13 protein-coding genes are annotated in these 16185 nt (G+C 59.7%); 6 read left to right on the forward strand and 7 right to left on the reverse strand.

The genetic code is table 11. The annotated features are described in order from the left end of the window. Positions 1–61 precede the first annotated feature (61 nt). On the forward strand, positions 62–583 hold the full coding sequence (locus AOA61_RS06835; protein WP_095184113.1) for a DUF6586 family protein: 522 nt from the start codon (positions 62–64) through the stop codon (positions 581–583). 118 nt (positions 584–701) lie between these two features. Further along, positions 702–935, forward strand: coding sequence for a hypothetical protein (locus AOA61_RS06840; protein WP_032889274.1), 234 nt, complete (start codon positions 702–704; stop codon positions 933–935). A 258-nt stretch (positions 936–1193) separates the two neighbouring features. Here the strand turns inward: AOA61_RS06840 and sulA are convergent, their stop codons facing one another. Both sulA and lexA read right to left on the reverse strand, forming a co-directional pair. Next, a complete protein-coding gene (gene sulA, locus AOA61_RS06845) occupies positions 1194–1667 on the reverse strand; it encodes an SOS-induced cell division inhibitor SulA (protein WP_099601405.1) in 474 nt (157 codons plus the stop codon). A gap of 10 nt (positions 1668–1677) precedes the next feature. Beyond that, the gene (gene lexA / locus AOA61_RS06850) at positions 1678–2286 is read right to left on the reverse strand and encodes a transcriptional repressor LexA (RefSeq protein ID WP_003172575.1); all 609 of its coding nucleotides are present in this window, start codon (positions 2284–2286) and stop codon (positions 1678–1680) included. A gap of 263 nt (positions 2287–2549) precedes the next feature. On the opposite strand from lexA, the gene AOA61_RS06855 reads away from it, so the two are divergent. Further along, positions 2550–3257 carry a TetR/AcrR family transcriptional regulator gene (locus AOA61_RS06855; RefSeq protein WP_032888800.1) on the forward strand — a complete coding sequence of 236 codons (708 nt, stop codon included), beginning with the start codon at positions 2550–2552 and terminating at the stop codon, positions 3255–3257. Between the two features lie 144 nt (positions 3258–3401). Continuing rightward, a complete protein-coding gene (gene nagZ, locus AOA61_RS06860; protein ID WP_032888802.1) occupies positions 3402–4412 on the forward strand; it encodes a beta-N-acetylhexosaminidase in 1011 nt (336 codons plus the stop codon). An 87-nt stretch (positions 4413–4499) separates the two neighbouring features. Here the strand turns inward: nagZ and AOA61_RS06865 are convergent, their stop codons facing one another. From AOA61_RS06865 to mfd, 3 genes are read right to left on the reverse strand one after another with little or no spacing between them, the layout of a single operon-like run. Further along, positions 4500–7190, reverse strand: coding sequence for a DEAD/DEAH box helicase (locus tag AOA61_RS06865; protein WP_099601406.1), 2691 nt, complete (start codon positions 7188–7190; stop codon positions 4500–4502). A 9-nt stretch (positions 7191–7199) separates the two neighbouring features. Continuing rightward, positions 7200–7766 (reverse strand): CsiV family protein, encoded by a 567-nt coding sequence (locus tag AOA61_RS06870; RefSeq protein WP_032888806.1) that lies wholly within the window; start codon positions 7764–7766, stop codon positions 7200–7202. Between the two features lie 11 nt (positions 7767–7777). Further along, positions 7778–11227, reverse strand: a complete 3450-nt coding sequence (gene mfd / locus AOA61_RS06875) for a transcription-repair coupling factor (protein ID WP_099601407.1) — start codon at positions 11225–11227, stop codon at positions 7778–7780. 340 nt (positions 11228–11567) lie between these two features. Here mfd and AOA61_RS06880 point away from each other — a divergent pair, with 340 nt between their 5' ends. Beyond that, entirely contained in the window at positions 11568–13031 is a 1464-nt protein-coding gene (locus AOA61_RS06880) for a glyceraldehyde-3-phosphate dehydrogenase (RefSeq protein ID WP_099601408.1), read from the forward strand. 194 nt (positions 13032–13225) lie between these two features. Here AOA61_RS06880 and AOA61_RS06885 read toward each other — a convergent pair whose 3' ends face one another. Continuing rightward, on the reverse strand, positions 13226–13759 hold the full coding sequence (locus AOA61_RS06885) for a chalcone isomerase family protein (protein ID WP_099601409.1): 534 nt from the start codon (positions 13757–13759) through the stop codon (positions 13226–13228). A gap of 261 nt (positions 13760–14020) precedes the next feature. On the opposite strand from AOA61_RS06885, the gene sthA reads away from it, so the two are divergent. Next, positions 14021–15415, forward strand: coding sequence for a Si-specific NAD(P)(+) transhydrogenase (sthA, locus tag AOA61_RS06890; RefSeq protein WP_032888814.1), 1395 nt, complete (start codon positions 14021–14023; stop codon positions 15413–15415). Positions 15416–15457: 42 nt separating this feature from the next. On the opposite strand, the gene AOA61_RS06895 is transcribed toward sthA, so the two are convergent. Next, on the reverse strand, positions 15458–16180 hold the full coding sequence (locus AOA61_RS06895; RefSeq protein WP_032888815.1) for a glycerophosphodiester phosphodiesterase: 723 nt from the start codon (positions 16178–16180) through the stop codon (positions 15458–15460). Positions 16181–16185 lie beyond the last annotated feature (5 nt).

Consider the following 16185-nt stretch of genomic DNA (forward strand, 5'->3'; position numbering starts at 1 on the left):
CGGTTGATCCGTGACACTGTTAAGCCAGCATCGCGCCTCATTCGTTGTGGAGATTGCCGTCATGGCCAACGAACTCTATACCCGTACCAATCAGAAAATTTACTTCGCGGGTTTGTCCCTGGAAGCCCTTGGTCGTGCCGAGGAAGGGAAGGAGATGAATGCTATCGCGCTGGTTCAGGCGGGGCGTGAAGCAGCCTTATTCCACCTGTACGGCGCCTTGCTGGGCCTGTGCCATGAAATCGCCGGGTTCTACCGCTTGCCCCAGGCCGGTTCGCCCCGTGCGGAAATGATCATGAGCCGTGAAGTGCTGGAGACCATGGCGATTCCTGAGCTGGCGGAACTGGTAGAGATGGCCCAGAGCCCAGACAGCTGGGTGGCGCGCCTGCTCAAGGCCCATGCCGATATGTTTCAGCCGCCGCGTGTTCCCCATGTGCCTAAGGGTGACGTGAGGCAGCCATTGATCTTGGCAGTTGCGCTGGAGGAGGACGAGCCTAAGTCATTGAGCCGGGAAGAGTTGGAGGGCTGGCGTCAGGAGCTGAAGAAGATGGCGCTGCGCTTTCGTGAGGGCCTGAACGAGTGCTAAACCCCGAGTAGGTTTAGAAAGCACCGTTCATCAAGCTGTAAAGAAACCTCCCTAGATCCTCAGCGAGGCTGGGTGGATGACTGATATAATCCCGGCCTTTCGTGGAGAACAGACTTTTATGCCGACGTCCTTTCTGGAAATTGTTGAGTTGCCTGACGGCCGAATCGAGCTGCGTCGGGCTGAGGACGAGGGTTCTCTGGTTATTCTGGACTTTTCAGAGGACGCAAAAGCGTTCCTGCAAGGCCAGCACGTGGAAGTGGCTAAAGCCATGTTGAGCGTAGGTGTGCAGATGGCTGGTCGCCTGGCGGAAGGCGAGCCGGAGAAAGAGGATGGGTCGCGGGTTCTTCACTGAGTCTGTGCCGCGCGCTGCTTATTGCGAGCGGATTTTTTGATGAGTGTACTTGTTGTGGTGAGCGGGCTTGCCCCGCGCTGGGTTGCGAAGCAGCCCTAAAACCAGGCGCCGTGGATCATCCGATATACCGCATCAATCTATTCAGGGCCGCTTCGCAGCCCGGCGCGGGGCAAGCTCGCTCGCCACAGAAGCTCGCTAAGCATAATGGGCATGCTCACTACAATCAGCCCTCTTCGCGCCCTCATCAAACCCAGCTTTTTATCCCAATCTAATATTCAAACTCTGTGCATCACCCGTGCGTGCGGCACTGATCAATTGCTGCTTGGCCGACGCATTCAGCGGATTCAACCAGCTCACCACCGTATGGCTACGACCCAGGCGCAACGCTTCGCATGTCAACTGCTGGGCACTTTGCGCGCCGCGCGGTTGCAGTAACAGGATGCGCTCACGATTGAGGCCGGCGTCCCGCAGCCAGGCCTGTGTAAGGCTGGCGGGCGGGGCAATCAGGGTCAACCAGCGTGCATCCTGATCTTCGCTCAGATCACGCAGGATAGGTGCCAATAGGCTCAGGCAGCTCCCGGCCGCACCGCGCAACGACAGTTCACTGAACGCCTCGGGTTCAGCGCTCCAGGGCGCCTCTACCGTTTCCTTGAGGATGGGCGCAAGGGGTTGAGCCATAAAGGCCTCGAACAGCGACAGTTGTGTGTGTTGTGGGGTGTGTACGAGCTGCATGATGCCTCCTTTAGCGGCGAATGACGCCGACGCTCAAGCCTTCGATCACCAGGTCCTGATCTTTCAGGTTTACTTCAATCGGGGCGAACTCAGGGTTCTCGGCCAGGAGCCAGACCTTGCTGCCTTCGCGCTTGAAGCGTTTTACGGTGACTTCATCGCCGATGCGGGCGACGACGATCTGGCCATTACGGGCTTCGCGGGTGGTGTGGACGGCTAGCAGGTCGCCGTCAAAGATGCCCACGTCTTTCATGCTCATGCCGTGCACCCGCAACAGGTAGTCGGCACGCGGATGGAAAAAAGTCGGGTTGATGTTGCAGGACTCCTCGACGTGCTGTTGTGCCAGGATCGGCGCACCAGCGGCAACGCGGCCAATGATCGGCAGTGTTGATTCGTCGGCCTTGGCTTCGAAGCCAGGGATGCGAATACCGCGCGAGGCACCGGGGGTCATCTCGATCGCACCTTTGCGGGCGAGTGCCTTGAGGTGTTCTTCGGCGGCGTTGGGGGACTTGAACCCGAGTTCCAGCGCAATCTCAGCTCGTGTCGGCGGGTAGCCGTTGTCATCGAGGCAGCGCTTGATAAAAGCCAGAATCTCAGCTTGGCGTGGCGTCAGTTTTAGCATGTTGATCGCTCTGTCTTTTTATACAGTGACTGGGATTATATACAGTGAACTGCACTTGGCAATCATCCTTTTCTGTGGCTCCGCTGGACGGTCATTCGCCATCCTTCCTATAACGCAGGTATGGCACTGCCTACAGACCTGAAGGGATGTGATTAAATAGCGATGAAATAGATGACTGACCGGCCGGAAAGCGAACCCGCAGGCTTGACAAGACACACCCTGAAACGTATGTTTCAAACAAGTGTTTGTCAGGCGGAGTAGTCATGGCCCAGTCGGAAACCGTTGAACGCATTCTCGATGCTGCCGAGCAATTGTTCGCGGAAAAAGGATTTGCTGAAACTTCATTGCGGCTGATCACTAGCAAGGCAGGGGTCAACCTCGCCGCTGTGAACTACCATTTCGGCTCGAAAAAAGCCCTGATCCAGGCGGTGTTCTCTCGCTTCCTGGGGCCGTTTTGCGCAAGTCTCGATCGTGAGCTAGAGCGCCGTCAGGCGAAGGCCGACAACAAGCCCAGCTTGGAAGAGCTGCTGGAGATCCTCGTCGAGCAAGCCCTGGTGGTTCAACCGCGCAGTGGCAACGATCTATCGATTTTCATGCGCCTGTTGGGCCTGGCTTTCAGCCAAAGCCAGGGCCACTTGCGGCGTTACCTGGAAGACATGTACGGCAAGGTGTTCCGCCGCTATATGTTGCTGGTCAACGAAGCGGCGCCGCGTATCCCGCCTATCGAACTGTTCTGGCGTGTGCATTTCATGCTGGGTGCGGCGGCGTTCAGCATGTCGGGTATCAAGGCACTGCGTGCGATTGCCGAGACCGATTTCGGCGTCAACACCTCCATCGAACAGGTCATGCGCCTGATGGTGCCGTTCCTCGCCGCCGGCATGCGCGCCGAAACCGGCGTGACCGATCCGGGCATGGCCGCTGCCCAGTTGCGTCCACGCAGCAAAACTGCGCCGGTTCCTGCCAAGGTTTGACTGCGCCGGGTGTGCGCGGCTGCTTGCATCCGCTAAGCTAGCCGCCATGCCGAATTCAGCTATTTACTCGCAACCCGTTGTGCTTGCCGCGCGTATCGCGCGAAGCAAGTGCACCGGGTTGTGTGCGTTATTTAAGGAAGGTTTATGACTGCTGCCCTGCAAGGTTCTTTGATGGTCGACGTTGCCGGTACCTGGCTGACGGCCGAGGATCGCCACCTGTTGCGTCAGCCTGAAGTGGGTGGCCTGATTATTTTTGCGCGCAATATCGAGCATCCGCGCCAAGTGCGTGAACTGAGCGCGGCGATTCGCGCAGTGCGCCCGGATTTGCTGCTGGCCGTCGATCAGGAAGGCGGTCGTGTACAACGTTTGCGCCAAGGCTTCGTGCGCCTGCCGGCTATGCGTGCGCTGGCGGACAACCCCAACGCTGAATACCTGGCCGAGCAGTGCGGTTGGATAATGGCCACCGAAGTGTTGGCTGTCGGCCTGGATTTGAGCTTCGCCCCGGTGTTGGACTTGGACTACCAACGCAGCGCGGTGGTCGGCACCCGTTCCTTTGAGGGCGACCCCGAGCGTGCTGCGGTGCTCGCAGGTGCCTTTATTCGTGGCATGAACAGCGCTGGCATGGCTGCGACCGGCAAACACTTCCCTGGACATGGTTGGGCAGAGGCTGATTCCCACGTCGCCATTCCCAATGACGAACGTAGCCTGGAACAGATTCGCGCCAATGATCTGGTGCCTTTCGCACGTCTGAGCAAGCAATTGGCGGCGGTGATGCCGGCTCACGTCATCTACCCGCAAGTCGACGCCCAGCCTGCTGGTTTCTCGCGCCGTTGGTTGCAGGACATCCTGCGCGGCGAGCTGCAATTTGACGGGGTGATTTTCAGTGATGACCTGTCCATGGCCGGTGCCCATGTGGTCGGCGATGCGGCCAGTCGTATCGAAGCGGCATTGACGGCCGGCTGTGACATGGGGCTGGTGTGCAATGACCGTGCTGCTGCGGAGCTTGCCCTCACTGCGGCGCAGCGGATGAAAGTCACTCCATCGCCCCGAATTGCGCGCATGCGTGGTAAGGCGATTGCTTCGACCGATTACAAGCAGGATCCGCGTTGGTTGGCGGCGCTCACTGCGTTGCGAAAGGCTCAGTTGATCGGCTGAACATCGCGGCGAGGCCATCGCAGGCAAGTCAGCTCTCACAGGGTGTTCATTCCGGGTGTGTGGCTTGCCTACCAAACAATCTAACGGTCAGCGCTTCTCTTGCTTATCAGGCAGCGGCGCAAACAACGCTTCAATTTCCTCATTGCCCAACTGCCAATCCCCGGCGGTTCGTCCATCCAGCACACCCGCCGCCAGGTCGGATTTTTCCTTCTGCAGGTGCTGGATTTTCTCTTCCACCGTCCCTCGGGCAATCAGCTTATAGACAAATACCGGCTTCTCCTGCCCGATGCGATACGCACGGTCAGTGGCTTGGTTTTCCGTCGCCGGGTTCCACCACGGATCGTAGTGGATCACGGTATCGGCTTCCGTCAGGTTAAGCCCCACGCCACCGGCCTTCAGGCTTATCAGGAAAATCTGCAACTTGCCGCTCTGGAAATCCTTCACCGGCGTGCGCCGATCCCGGGTCTGGCCGGTGAGCAGCGCGTAGGCAATGCCGCGTTTTTTCAGTTCGACTTCGATCAGGCTCAGCATCGAGGTGAACTGGGAAAACAGCAGGATCCGACGACCTTCGGCAAACAACTCGTCGAGCATTTCCAGCAGGCTGTCGAGCTTGCCCGAGCTGCTGCCGCGGGCAGGCAGAGTGGCGTCGTTGACCAAGCGTAGATCGCAGCAGACCTGTCGCAGCTTGAGCAGCGCTTCAAGGATGATGATCTGGCTGCGCGCCACGCCCTTGCGGGTGATCTCGTCGCGGACCTTTTTATCCATGGCCAGGCGCATGGTTTCGTACACGTCGCGCTGGGCCTCGTTGAGGTCGACCCAGTGGATGATTTCGGTCTTGGGTGGCAACTCCGTCGCCACTTGTTCCTTGGTTCGGCGCAGCAGGAAGGGTTTTATCCGGCCGTTGAGGTGCTGCAATCGCACCTCACTGGCGCGCTTTTCGATGGGCACACGGTAATCACGGTTGAAGCTTTTTACGTCGCCCAACCAGCCTGGCAGCAGGAAGTGGAACAGTGACCACAGCTCGCCCAGATGATTTTCCAAGGGCGTGCCGCTCAGGCACAGGCGCTGCCGAGCATTCAGCTCGCGCGCCGCTTGGGCCGCCTTGCTGGAGGGATTCTTGATGTACTGGGCTTCATCCAGGATCAGTACGTGCAAGGGCAGGGCGGCGAGGTGGTCGATATCCTTGGGTAACAGGGCGTAGGTAGTGAGCAGGAGGTCGTAGTCCTGCAGGTTGGCGAAGTGTTTCTTGCGTCCCGCGCCGTACAGCGCCAATACCTTGAGTTGCGGTGTGAAGTGCGCGGCTTCGTCGAGCCAGTTAGGGATGAGGCTGGTGGGCATCACCACCATGCAGGGCCGGTCCAGGCGTCCGGCGATCTTTTCGCTGAGCAGATGCGCCAGGGTCTGCAGGGTTTTACCCAGGCCCATGTCATCCGCAAGGATCCCGCCGACGTCCAACTGGCGCAGTGACTGCATCCAGCTCAGGCCTTCCAACTGATACGGGCGCAGCGTCGCGTTCAAACCCTCGGGCGCTGCACAGGTGAAGTCCTTAATATCCCTCAGGCGTTGGGCAAAGTTGCGGATCTTCTCGCCGCCTTCCCATTGCAGTGGCAGGTCTTCCAGCGGGTTCAACCGAATTGCATCGGCCTTGGCCAAACGCAGCGTGGTGGTGCCAGGGTCCTGTAGGTAAAACTCGCCAAGCGTTGCCAGAACCGGTTTCAGGCGGCCGTAAGGTAATGCCACTTGCAGTGGGCCGTGGCCGTTGGGCAGGCCGGGGATATTCACCAGGATCAGTTCGTCATCGCGGCGCCGAGCGAGTTTCTCCGGGTTGAGGATCTCGGTGTGGGAGCGCATCAGATTCAGCAGGATCGGCAATAGGCTCAGCCGCTCTCCGTTGACGATGATGCCCAGTTCCAGGTCAAACCAATCGCGCTCAGGCCCGTCATCGACAGTGGCGTACCAGTCGTCCACCGGGCTCAGGTCGAAACCGAAATCCTCATCGATCTGCAATTCCCAGCCTTCGGCGCGCAGGGTGGGTGAGACGTTGAGGGTGAAGTTCAGCCAGGCGCTGTCATTGACCATTTCGAAGAGCTCGCCAGCGCTTTCCGGCAGTGCCTTGCTCTGGCGGGTGGCGATCTTGAAACCCAGCAGGCGCAGTCGTTCACGAAAGGGTTGTTCCAGCTCCGGATGGCGCTTGATGCGCAGGCTCTGGGTTTCCTGGCGCACGATGATGTCGGCGTTCTTTTGCCCGCTGACATAGTTGCCCAAGTAATTGAACGAGAGCGCGGCACGGTGCTGGATATAGCGCTGCATCTTGCCATTGCGCGGTTCGAACGCACTGAACTCGACACTCGCCAGCCACAGGCGCGGGACCGGCAGCACGTCCTCCATCACCACCTGCGGCAACACCACACGGTTATCCAGTACGGCCTGGAGTTTTTCCAGCAATTCGGCGTCCTGGGCGGCTGCCGGATACGCCAGGGTTTCCTGGACCTTGAGCAAGACTGCAGCGATGTGTTTGCAATTGGTGTGCACCGGGCAGGTGCAGCGGCTGTCTACCAGAATCAGCGAGCCCTTGGCCGATTCGCGCAGCGAGATGGTTTGTCGGTAAACGTTGCCGCCCGAGCCTTCGCAACTGGCGATGATGGTGCTGTCACCGGATTCGACGATGCGCACCCGGTTCTCCAGCGCGTAACGTCGCCCGCGCTCCAGGCTCTGCTCTTTGAAGCGATTGGCCCACGAAGGGGCCAGGGGTTTGGTCAGCGACGATGTCAGGGGCATGGCGCTGGATCAGTCCTGAATGTCGGGCGGTGGTGCGCTGGGTGGCTTGGCGGTCAGCGAAGTGATCTTGATCAGCAGTGCCAGATGGCCGCCGTCCAGATAATTGAGTTGGTTGTTCTTGGTGCGCACGTCGGTCTGGTTCAGGTGCTCGCTGGCAATCACGCTTCCCTTGCTGTCGAACTGGTTGATCCAGAATTGCGCATCGATATCGGTAAAGCGCCCCAGTTGCAGGTTCAGCGTGCCCTCGATAGGGAACTGACCGAACTGCTCTTCGCCGTCGGTGATCGCGATTTTGACCGGCTGTTCACCGAGGTTCTGTTCCCATGCCTTGTGCGCCAACACGGTGTAACTGTTATCGGCCCTGAGCTTGTCGACGATATTGTTCAGGCGCGGCGGGCTCATCTTGTCGCCCAGGCGCACAGCCCCGGCATCCCAGTTTTCCGGCGCGGCGCGGCTGTTGATCACCGGCTCCGCGTTTTGGCGCACCAGGATCATTTCTACCTGGTAAGGGCTGTCGGCAAATGCCGAAGGCGCCAGTACCACCAACAACAAGCTCAAAATGCGGAACAGGCGCATTGGGGCGTCCTTCAAACAGATTTCGGGATGAGGCGCTCAAACAGCGCCTCCAGGGTATTAAAGCGTTCTTCGGCACGTTCCATCGGCACCATGAATTTGAACAGCGTAGCCCCTTCGAACTTATAGCGGTTGGGTTGGCCCTGGATCAGCTTGATCAGCACCAACGGGTCTACCGGCGTTTGCGCTTCGAACTCGATGCGTCCGCCCTGTGGCCCTGCGTCGACTTTCTTAATACCCAGCTGCTCGGCCTGCAATTTAAGCAAGGTCAGGCGCACCAGGTTCTTGGTCGGTTCCGGCAGCAGGCCGAAGCGGTCGATCATTTCAACCTGCAAATCCTTGAGGCCTTCTTCGTCGGTGGCCGAGGCGATGCGTTTGTACAGGATCAACCGTGCGTGCACATCCGGCAGGTAATCTTCGGGAATCAAGGCCGGCAAGCGCAGGTTGATTTCCGGGCCGCCGCCCAGGGGTTGATCGAGGTTCGGCTGCTCGCCCTTGCGGATAGCTTTCACCGCGCGTTCAAGCATCTCCATATACAAGGTGAAGCCGACGGCCTGGATCTGCCCGCTCTGGCCGTCGCCCAGCAGTTCGCCGGCGCCACGGATTTCCAGGTCGTTGGTGGCCAGCACAAATCCGGCGCCCAGGTCCTGGGTGTTAGCGATGGCTTCCAGGCGCTTCTCGGCGTCGGAAGTGATCTGTTGGCGCGGCGGAGTCAGCAGGTAGGCGTAAGCCTGGTGGTGACTACGGCCGACGCGGCCACGCAGTTGGTGCAACTGCGCCAGGCCGAACTTATCAGCGCGCTCGATGATGATGGTGTTGGCGCTCGGAACGTCGATGCCAGTCTCGATGATGGTCGAGGCGATCAGTACGTTGAAGCGCTTGTGGTAGAAGTCGCTCATCACCTGTTCGAGTTCACGCTCGCGCATCTGACCGTGGCCGATGGCGATGCGTGCTTCCGGTACCAGTTCGGCGAGGTCGGCGGCGCATTTCTCGATGGTTTTTACGTCGTTGTGCAGGTAGTACACCTGGCCACCACGGAGCAGTTCACGCAGCAGTGCTTCTTTGACCGTGCTTTTGTTCTGCTCCATCACGAAGGTGCGCACCGACAGCCGGCGTGCCGGCGGTGTGGCGATGATCGACAGATCGCGCATGCCCGACACCGCCATGTTCAGCGTGCGGGGGATCGGCGTCGCAGTGAGCGTAAGAATGTCGACTTCGCTGCGCAGGGCCTTGAGCTGTTCCTTTTGACGCACGCCGAAGCGGTGTTCTTCGTCGATGATCACCAAACCCAGGTTCTTGATCTTCACATCGTCCGACAGCAGCTTGTGCGTGCCGATCACGATGTCGATCTTGCCTTCGGCCAGGTCGGCGATCGCGGCGTTCACTTCCTTGGCGGACTTGAAGCGGCTCATCACTTCGACGGTCACCGGCCAGTCGGCAAAGCGGTCGCGGAAGCTGTTGTAGTGCTGCTGGGCGAGCAGGGTGGTCGGGACCAGGATCGCAACTTGTCGGCCGCCGTGGACGGCAATGAAGGCTGCGCGCATCGCCACTTCGGTCTTGCCGAAACCCACGTCGCCGCACACCAGGCGGTCCATCGGCTTTGGCGCGAGCATATCGGCGCGCACGGCTTCGATGGTGGTTTGCTGGTCCGGCGTTTCTTCGAAGGCAAAGCCGGCGCTGAAGGTGGCGTAGTCGGCTTTCGGGTCGGCAAAGGCATAGCCTTCGCGGGCGGCGCGACGGGCGTAAATGTCGAGCAGTTCAGCGGCGACATCGCGCACCTGTTCGGCGGCCTTGCGCTTGGCTTTCTGCCACGTCTCGGACCCCAGGCGGTGCAACGGCGCCAGTGCGTCGTCGCTGCCGGTGTAGCGGGCGATCAGGTGCAGGCTGGCAACCGGCACATAGAGCTTCGCGCCCTCGGCGTACTCCATGGTGAGGAATTCGGCGGCCTGGTTATCGATCTCCAGCGTCTGCAGACCGAGGTAGCGACCCACGCCGTGGTCGATATGCACCACCGGCGCGCCTTCGCGCAGCTCGGTGAGGTTCTTGATCACGGCGTCGTTGTTGGCGTCGGCGCGTTTTTCGCGACGGCGCCGCTGCATCACGCGCTGGCCGAACAGGGGGCTCTCGGCGATCAGTGCCAGGGCCGGATCATCCAGAAGCAGGCCTTCGTCGAGCGGTGCGATGGTGATCGCCAGGCGTTCTTTGCTTTTTACAAAGTCCGGCCAACTGTCGACGGTTTTTGGCCGCAGTTTCAGACGTTCCAATAATTCCAGCAGCACTTCGCGACGGCCGGCGGATTCGGCGGTAAACAGCACGCGGCCGGGGAAGTCGCCGAGGAAGTTGGACAAAGCCTCCAGGGGCTGCGTGGCTTTGGCTTGAATCGCCAAATCCGGCAGCGTTCCGGCTGGGAAGCGTTCGCGGCCGCTGCCGGCCTCCACGTCCTGCTGGCTGGCGACAACGCGCGGCCAGTTTTTCAGGCGCGCGAAACAGTCTTCCACCGGCAGGAACAGCTCGGCGGGTGGCAATAAAGGACGGGACGGGTCGACGCGGCGCTCTTCGTAGCGGTTGCGCACGTCGTTCCAGAAGTTTTCCGCGGCTTGTTCGATACCCGGCAGCGAGAACACCTGGGTGTCCTGGGGCAGGTAATCGAACAGCGTGGAGGTCTCGTCGAAAAACAGCGGCAGGTAGTACTCGATACCGGCCGGAGTAATCCCGCTGCTCAAGTCCTGGAAGATCGGGCAGCGACGGAAGTCGACATCGAAGCGCTCTCGGAAGCGCGCCTTGAAGCGGGTCACCGCGTCTTTTTGCAGCGGGAATTCCCGCGCGGGTAGCAGCTTGACCGAGTCGACCTTGTCGATAGAGCGCTGGTTCTCCGGATCGAAGGTGCGCAGGGTTTCGATTTCGTCATCGAACAGGTCGATGCGGTACGGCAACTTGCTGCCCATCGGGAACAGGTCAATCAGGGCGCCGCGCACCGCGAATTCACCGTGCTCATACACCGTATCGACGCAGCGGTAGCCGCTGGCTTCCAGGCGCGTGCGCATTTGTTCCACATCGAGTTTCTGGCCGATATCCAGCACCAGGCTGCTGCCCAGCAGGAACTTGGTCGGTGCCAGACGGTGCAGGGCCGTTGTGATCGGCACCACGAGCACACCGTGGGCCAGTTCCGGCAAGCGGTACAGGCTGGCGATGCGCTGTGAAATGATGTCCTGATGCGGCGAGAACAGGTCGTAGGGCAGGGTTTCCCAGTCGGGAAAATGCAGCACCGGCAAATCGGGGGCGAAGAAGCTCAGCTCCTGCTCCAACCGTTCGGCGCTTTGGCTGTCGGCGGTGAGCAGCAGGGTAAAGCGCTTGGCTGCGCTGGCAGCCTCGGCAATGGCCAGGCTCAGGGCGGCACCGGGCAGGTTGCCCCAGTGCTGTTTACCTGCCGCGGCAGGGAGTAGCGGTAGACGCAGAACGGGCACGGAAGGTTGAGCTCCAAGCGTTGCGACAAAGTCGGTAATTGTAACGGCCCGAGGTGCCGCCTGTCAGTTGCTGACTGAGCCTATTACGGTTTGTAGGAAATGTAGTGGCTAAGACAAACAATGGCGTGTTTTGACTCAATATGTAGTGCCAAAAAGCGTGAATGTTTAGGAGGGTTACGGACAAGTCGGCCGACTCGTTGAACTAGTGGCCTTCTGGAACCCGCGTATTTACTGGGCTGCAGCGGGGCGGTATTTTTTAGCAAGGACTTTTTGTTGCCTGGCGCGCATTGCGACGAGGACAGTCGGGCGGCATAATGTAGCCCCTTTTTTCAGCCCCTACATGTGGAAGGTTCCCGTGACTCAGAAGCCCGACCAGTGTCTTGGTGAATGGATCGACCGTGAAGCACTCGCAGAAGCGATGATCCCGCTTATCGGTCAGCTGTACCGCAATAACAATGTGGTGAGCTCGATCTATGGCCGCAGCCTGATCAACCAGTCCGTCATCGCGATTCTCAAGGCGCACCGTTTTGCGCGCCATCGCTCTGCCGACGACAGCGAACTCTCCGTCCACGAAACATTCCCACTGCTCAAGGCCATGAGCGAGCTCAAGCTCGGTGCGGCCTCGGTAGATCTGGGCAAGTTGGCGTACAAATTCCGCAAAGAAGGCGCGGGCCGGACTGCCGAGCAGTTCGTGCGTGAAGAAATGGCCGATGTGGTTGGTCAGCAAAACGCCGCTGTCCGCAAAGGCACTGATGTGGTTCTGTACGGCTTCGGTCGTATCGGCCGCCTGCTGGCACGCATCCTGATCGAAAAAACCGGTGGCGGCGACGGCCTGCGCCTGCGTGCCATTGTCGTGCGCAAAGGCGCCGACAACGACCTGACCAAACGCGCCAGCCTGCTGCGTCGCGATTCGGTACACGGTCCGTTCAACGGCACCATCGTCATCGACGAAGAAAACAACACCATCACCGCCAACGGTAACCTGATCCAGGTGATCTACGCGAAGAACCCGTCTGAGGTGGATTACACCCAGTACGGCATCAAGGACGCTCTGCTGGTGGATAACACCGGCGTATGGCGTGATGCCGAAGGCCTGGGCCAGCACCTGGCCTGCCCGGGTGTCGACCGTGTTGTTCTGACCGCACCTGGCAAAGGCAAGCTGAAGAACATCGTGCACGGCATCAACCACGGTGAAATCACTGCTGACGACAAGATCGTGTCCGCCGCTTCCTGCACCACCAATGCCATCGTGCCGGTGCTGAAAGCTGTGAACGACAAGTTCGGCATCGTTAACGGCCACGTTGAAACCGTTCACTCGTACACCAACGACCAGAACCTGATCGACAACTTCCACAAAGGCGATCGCCGTGGTCGTAGCGCCGCGCTGAACATGGTTATCACCGAGACCGGTGCTGCCACCGCTGCTGCCAAAGCTTTGCCTGAGCTGGCCGGCAAGCTGACCGGTAACGCGATCCGTGTGCCGACGCCTAACGTGTCGATGGCGATTCTCAACCTGAACCTTGAGAAAGCCGCCACCCGTGAAGAGATGAACGAGTACCTGCGCTACATGGCGCTGCACTCCGATCTGCACAAGCAAATCGACTACGTCAATTCCCAGGAAGTGGTGTCCACCGACTTCGTTGGCTCGCGCCACGCCGGTGTGGTGGACGCGGAAGCGACCATTACCCAGGACAACCGTGTTGTGCTGTACGTGTGGTACGACAACGAGTTCGGCTACAGCTGCCAGGTGGTTCGCGTGATGGAAGACATGGCTGGGGTTAACCCGCCTGCGTTTCCGCGCTAAGCCTCTGCGTTGAATGAAAAAGCCCCGACTGGTTCGGGGCTTTTTTATGGCTGCAGGTTTTGTGTTGTCGATCAGGGCCTCATCGGGAGCAAGCTACCTCCCACATTTGAATGTACTCACAAATCGACATGTGGGAGGGGACTTGCCCCCGATAGCGGTCGTTCAGTGGATGCATACCCCACGGCAGGCCATTTTCATTTCAACAATTTGCCGCGCAACTCATCAGACAGCCCTTTGGGCGCCAGCCAGATACCCAGGTAGGCCCTGGCCAGTGCCTCATTACGGCTGCTGAACACCACTTGGCCATTGATCTCAAGGTTCAAGCCGCGCCCTGGATGAAAGTCCAAGGCATATCGATCACCTTTGCGTATGTTGCGAAAGCTGGCATGCAGTTGATCCAGCTCGGGATTCAAGCGTGCGCTGGCTTGCTGGCGCTCCAGCGTAGCGGTGGCGGCCTTGATCACGTCGGAGCGGTCGATGTCGCGATAGTAATAAAGCACCAGGCGCAGCGCCTTTTGCTGGTCCCAGGCCTGTCTGGCGCTCAGCGTCGCCGGGGCATATAGCGCCGCCGCGTACACGTCCGCCCAGAGGTACGTGAGCACCGCCTGGTTTTTCAGGACCAGTTCCTGGGACTGTGCCGGGAAATCGGCCTGCTTCAATCGATCCGCCTCATTAGCATGCGCCGTGATCGACAGCATCATCATCAAACAGATAACTATATGTCGCATAATGCCCCGTCCTGAAAAACGTACGTGCCTACAGGGTAATTCAATTTCTGGCCGTGTCAGGATTTAGCGGTAATCTGCGCCGTGTAGTAAAGGCAATACTGGCCTACGACGCGACCAAGGGTTAATGTGCGCGGCGTTGAGCCTTATATAGACTGTGCCCCGGTTCACACACTTGAGCCAAATTGTCCTTCATGACCGCTGGCCGCGGCATGATTTAGCCAGGCGTCCAACCGTACGCCTGGCCTGTTCTGAGGAGTACGCATGGCTGTCTACAACTACGACGTGGTGGTACTGGGTTCCGGCCCGGCTGGAGAAGGTGCGGCGATGAACGCCGCGAAGGCAGGGCGCAAGGTGGCGATGGTCGATAGCCGTCGCCAGGTCGGCGGTAACTGCACCCACCTGGGTACCATCCCGTCCAAGGCCTTGCGTCACTCGGTCCGCCAGATCATGCAGTTCAACACCAACCCGATGTTCCGGGCCATTGGTGAGCCGCGCTGGTTCTCGTTCCCGGATGTGCTCAAGAGCGCCGAGAAAGTTATCTCCAAACAAGTGGCTTCGCGTACCGGCTACTACGCCCGTAACCGTGTTGACCTGTTCTTCGGCACCGGCAGCTTCGCCGACGAGCAAACCGTCGAAGTGGTGTGCGCCAATGGCGTGGTCGAGAAGCTGGTGGCCAAACACATCATCATCGCCACCGGTTCGCGCCCGTATCGCCCGGCCGATATCGATTTCCACCATCCGCGTATCTACGATAGCGACACCATCCTGAGCCTGGGCCACACCCCACGCAAATTGATCATCTACGGCGCCGGCGTGATCGGCTGTGAATACGCCTCGATCTTCAGCGGCCTGGGTGTATTGGTGGAACTGGTGGACAACCGCGACCAATTGCTGAGCTTCCTCGACTCGGAAATTTCCCAGGCGTTGAGCTACCACTTCAGCAACAACAACATCACCGTGCGCCACAACGAAGAGTACGAGCGGGTCGAAGGCCTGGACAACGGTGTGATCCTGCACCTCAAGTCCGGCAAGAAGATCAAGGCCGACGCCTTGTTGTGGTGCAACGGCCGTACCGGCAACACCGACAAGCTGGGCATGGAAAACATCGGGGTCAAGGTCAACAACCGTGGCCAGATCGAGGTGGACGAGAACTACCGCACCTGTGTAACCAACATCTACGGCGCTGGTGACGTAATCGGCTGGCCAAGCCTGGCCAGTGCGGCGCATGACCAGGGCCGTTCGGCTGCTGGCAGCATCGTCGACAACGGCAGCTGGCGCTACGTGAACGACGTGCCGACCGGGATCTACACGATTCCCGAGATCAGCTCGATTGGCAAGAACGAGCACGAACTGACCAAGGCCAAGGTGCCTTATGAAGTCGGCAAGGCGTTCTTCAAGAGCATGGCGCGTGCGCAGATCGCTGGTGAGCCCCAAGGCATGCTGAAGATCCTGTTCCACCGCGAGACCCTTGAGGTGCTCGGTGTGCATTGCTTCGGCTACCAGGCGTCGGAGATCGTGCACATCGGCCAGGCCATCATGAACCAACCGGGCGAGCAAAATACCCTCAAGTATTTTGTGAACACCACGTTCAACTACCCGACCATGGCTGAAGCCTATCGGGTAGCGGCCTACGACGGCCTCAACCGGCTTTTTTGAGCGGCTCCGGCCGGTGGCCTGAGCCGGCCGGGGAGACCGATTTCAGTAATTCCCGAGGGTGGCAGTGGCCAAACCGGGAAAGTCTGTAATCAGGCTATCTACGCCGAAGTCGGCGAGCCTGCGCATCAGCGCAGGTTCGTTGACCGTCCATACGGACACGTGCAAACCCTGGCGCTGGGCTTTTTCCAGACGCTCCGGGGTGCACAGCGTCCAGTTCAATGCCAGATACTCACAGCCGTAGTTTTGCGCGACCTTCAGCGGGTCGAGCCAGGCGTATTCGGCGACCAGTCCGCGTGACAGGTCCGGGGTGAGTTCAACCGCTGCTTTCAATACTTCCCGCGAGCTTGAAGTCACGGTGACTTTGTCCATCAGGCCGAAACGTACCGCCATCTCACGGATTGCCAGCACCGTGGTCGCGGCGCGGGTGCGCGAAGCGCTTTTGACTTCCAGTTGCCAGTGATCGAAGTCGCACTGCTCGAACAGCTCTTCCAGACGCGGGATCGGGCACGGTTTGATCCAGCCTGGGCCGCCTTTGCGTGCGTCCATCTTCACAAGGTCCGCCGCCGAATACTCGACGACCTTGCCGCGCCTGTCAGCGGTGCGCTTGAGGGTCGGGTCGTGGATGACCATCAACTCGCCGTCCATGGACAGGTGCAGATCCAGTTCGCAGCGGCGTACACCGTGCTTGAGGCACTCCTGGAAGCTGGTCAGGGTGTTTTCCGGTGCTTCGCCTTTGGCACCGCGGTGGCCGTAAATCAGGGTCACAGTTG

The organism is Pseudomonas sp. 2995-1, from assembly GCF_002742505.1.
Taxonomy (GTDB): Bacteria; Pseudomonadota; Gammaproteobacteria; order Pseudomonadales; family Pseudomonadaceae; genus Aquipseudomonas; species Aquipseudomonas sivasensis.

Coding starts and splice junctions, on each gene's coding strand:
- nagZ (WP_032888802.1), top strand. CDS start 3,402: ATGACTGCTGCCCTGCAAGGTTCTTTGATGGTCGACGTTGCCGGTACC.
- AOA61_RS06855 (WP_032888800.1), top strand. CDS start 2,550: ATGGCCCAGTCGGAAACCGTTGAACGCATTCTCGATGCTGCCGAGCAA.
- sulA (WP_099601405.1), bottom strand. CDS start 1,667: ATGCAGCTCGTACACACCCCACAACACACACAACTGTCGCTGTTCGAG.
- AOA61_RS06885 (WP_099601409.1), bottom strand. CDS start 13,759: ATGCGACATATAGTTATCTGTTTGATGATGATGCTGTCGATCACGGCG.
- AOA61_RS06870 (WP_032888806.1), bottom strand. CDS start 7,766: ATGCGCCTGTTCCGCATTTTGAGCTTGTTGTTGGTGGTACTGGCGCCT.
- AOA61_RS06835 (WP_095184113.1), top strand. CDS start 62: ATGGCCAACGAACTCTATACCCGTACCAATCAGAAAATTTACTTCGCG.
- lexA (WP_003172575.1), bottom strand. CDS start 2,286: ATGCTAAAACTGACGCCACGCCAAGCTGAGATTCTGGCTTTTATCAAG.
- sthA (WP_032888814.1), top strand. CDS start 14,021: ATGGCTGTCTACAACTACGACGTGGTGGTACTGGGTTCCGGCCCGGCT.
- AOA61_RS06840 (WP_032889274.1), top strand. CDS start 702: ATGCCGACGTCCTTTCTGGAAATTGTTGAGTTGCCTGACGGCCGAATC.
- AOA61_RS06865 (WP_099601406.1), bottom strand. CDS start 7,190: ATGCCCCTGACATCGTCGCTGACCAAACCCCTGGCCCCTTCGTGGGCC.
- AOA61_RS06880 (WP_099601408.1), top strand. CDS start 11,568: ATGTGGAAGGTTCCCGTGACTCAGAAGCCCGACCAGTGTCTTGGTGAA.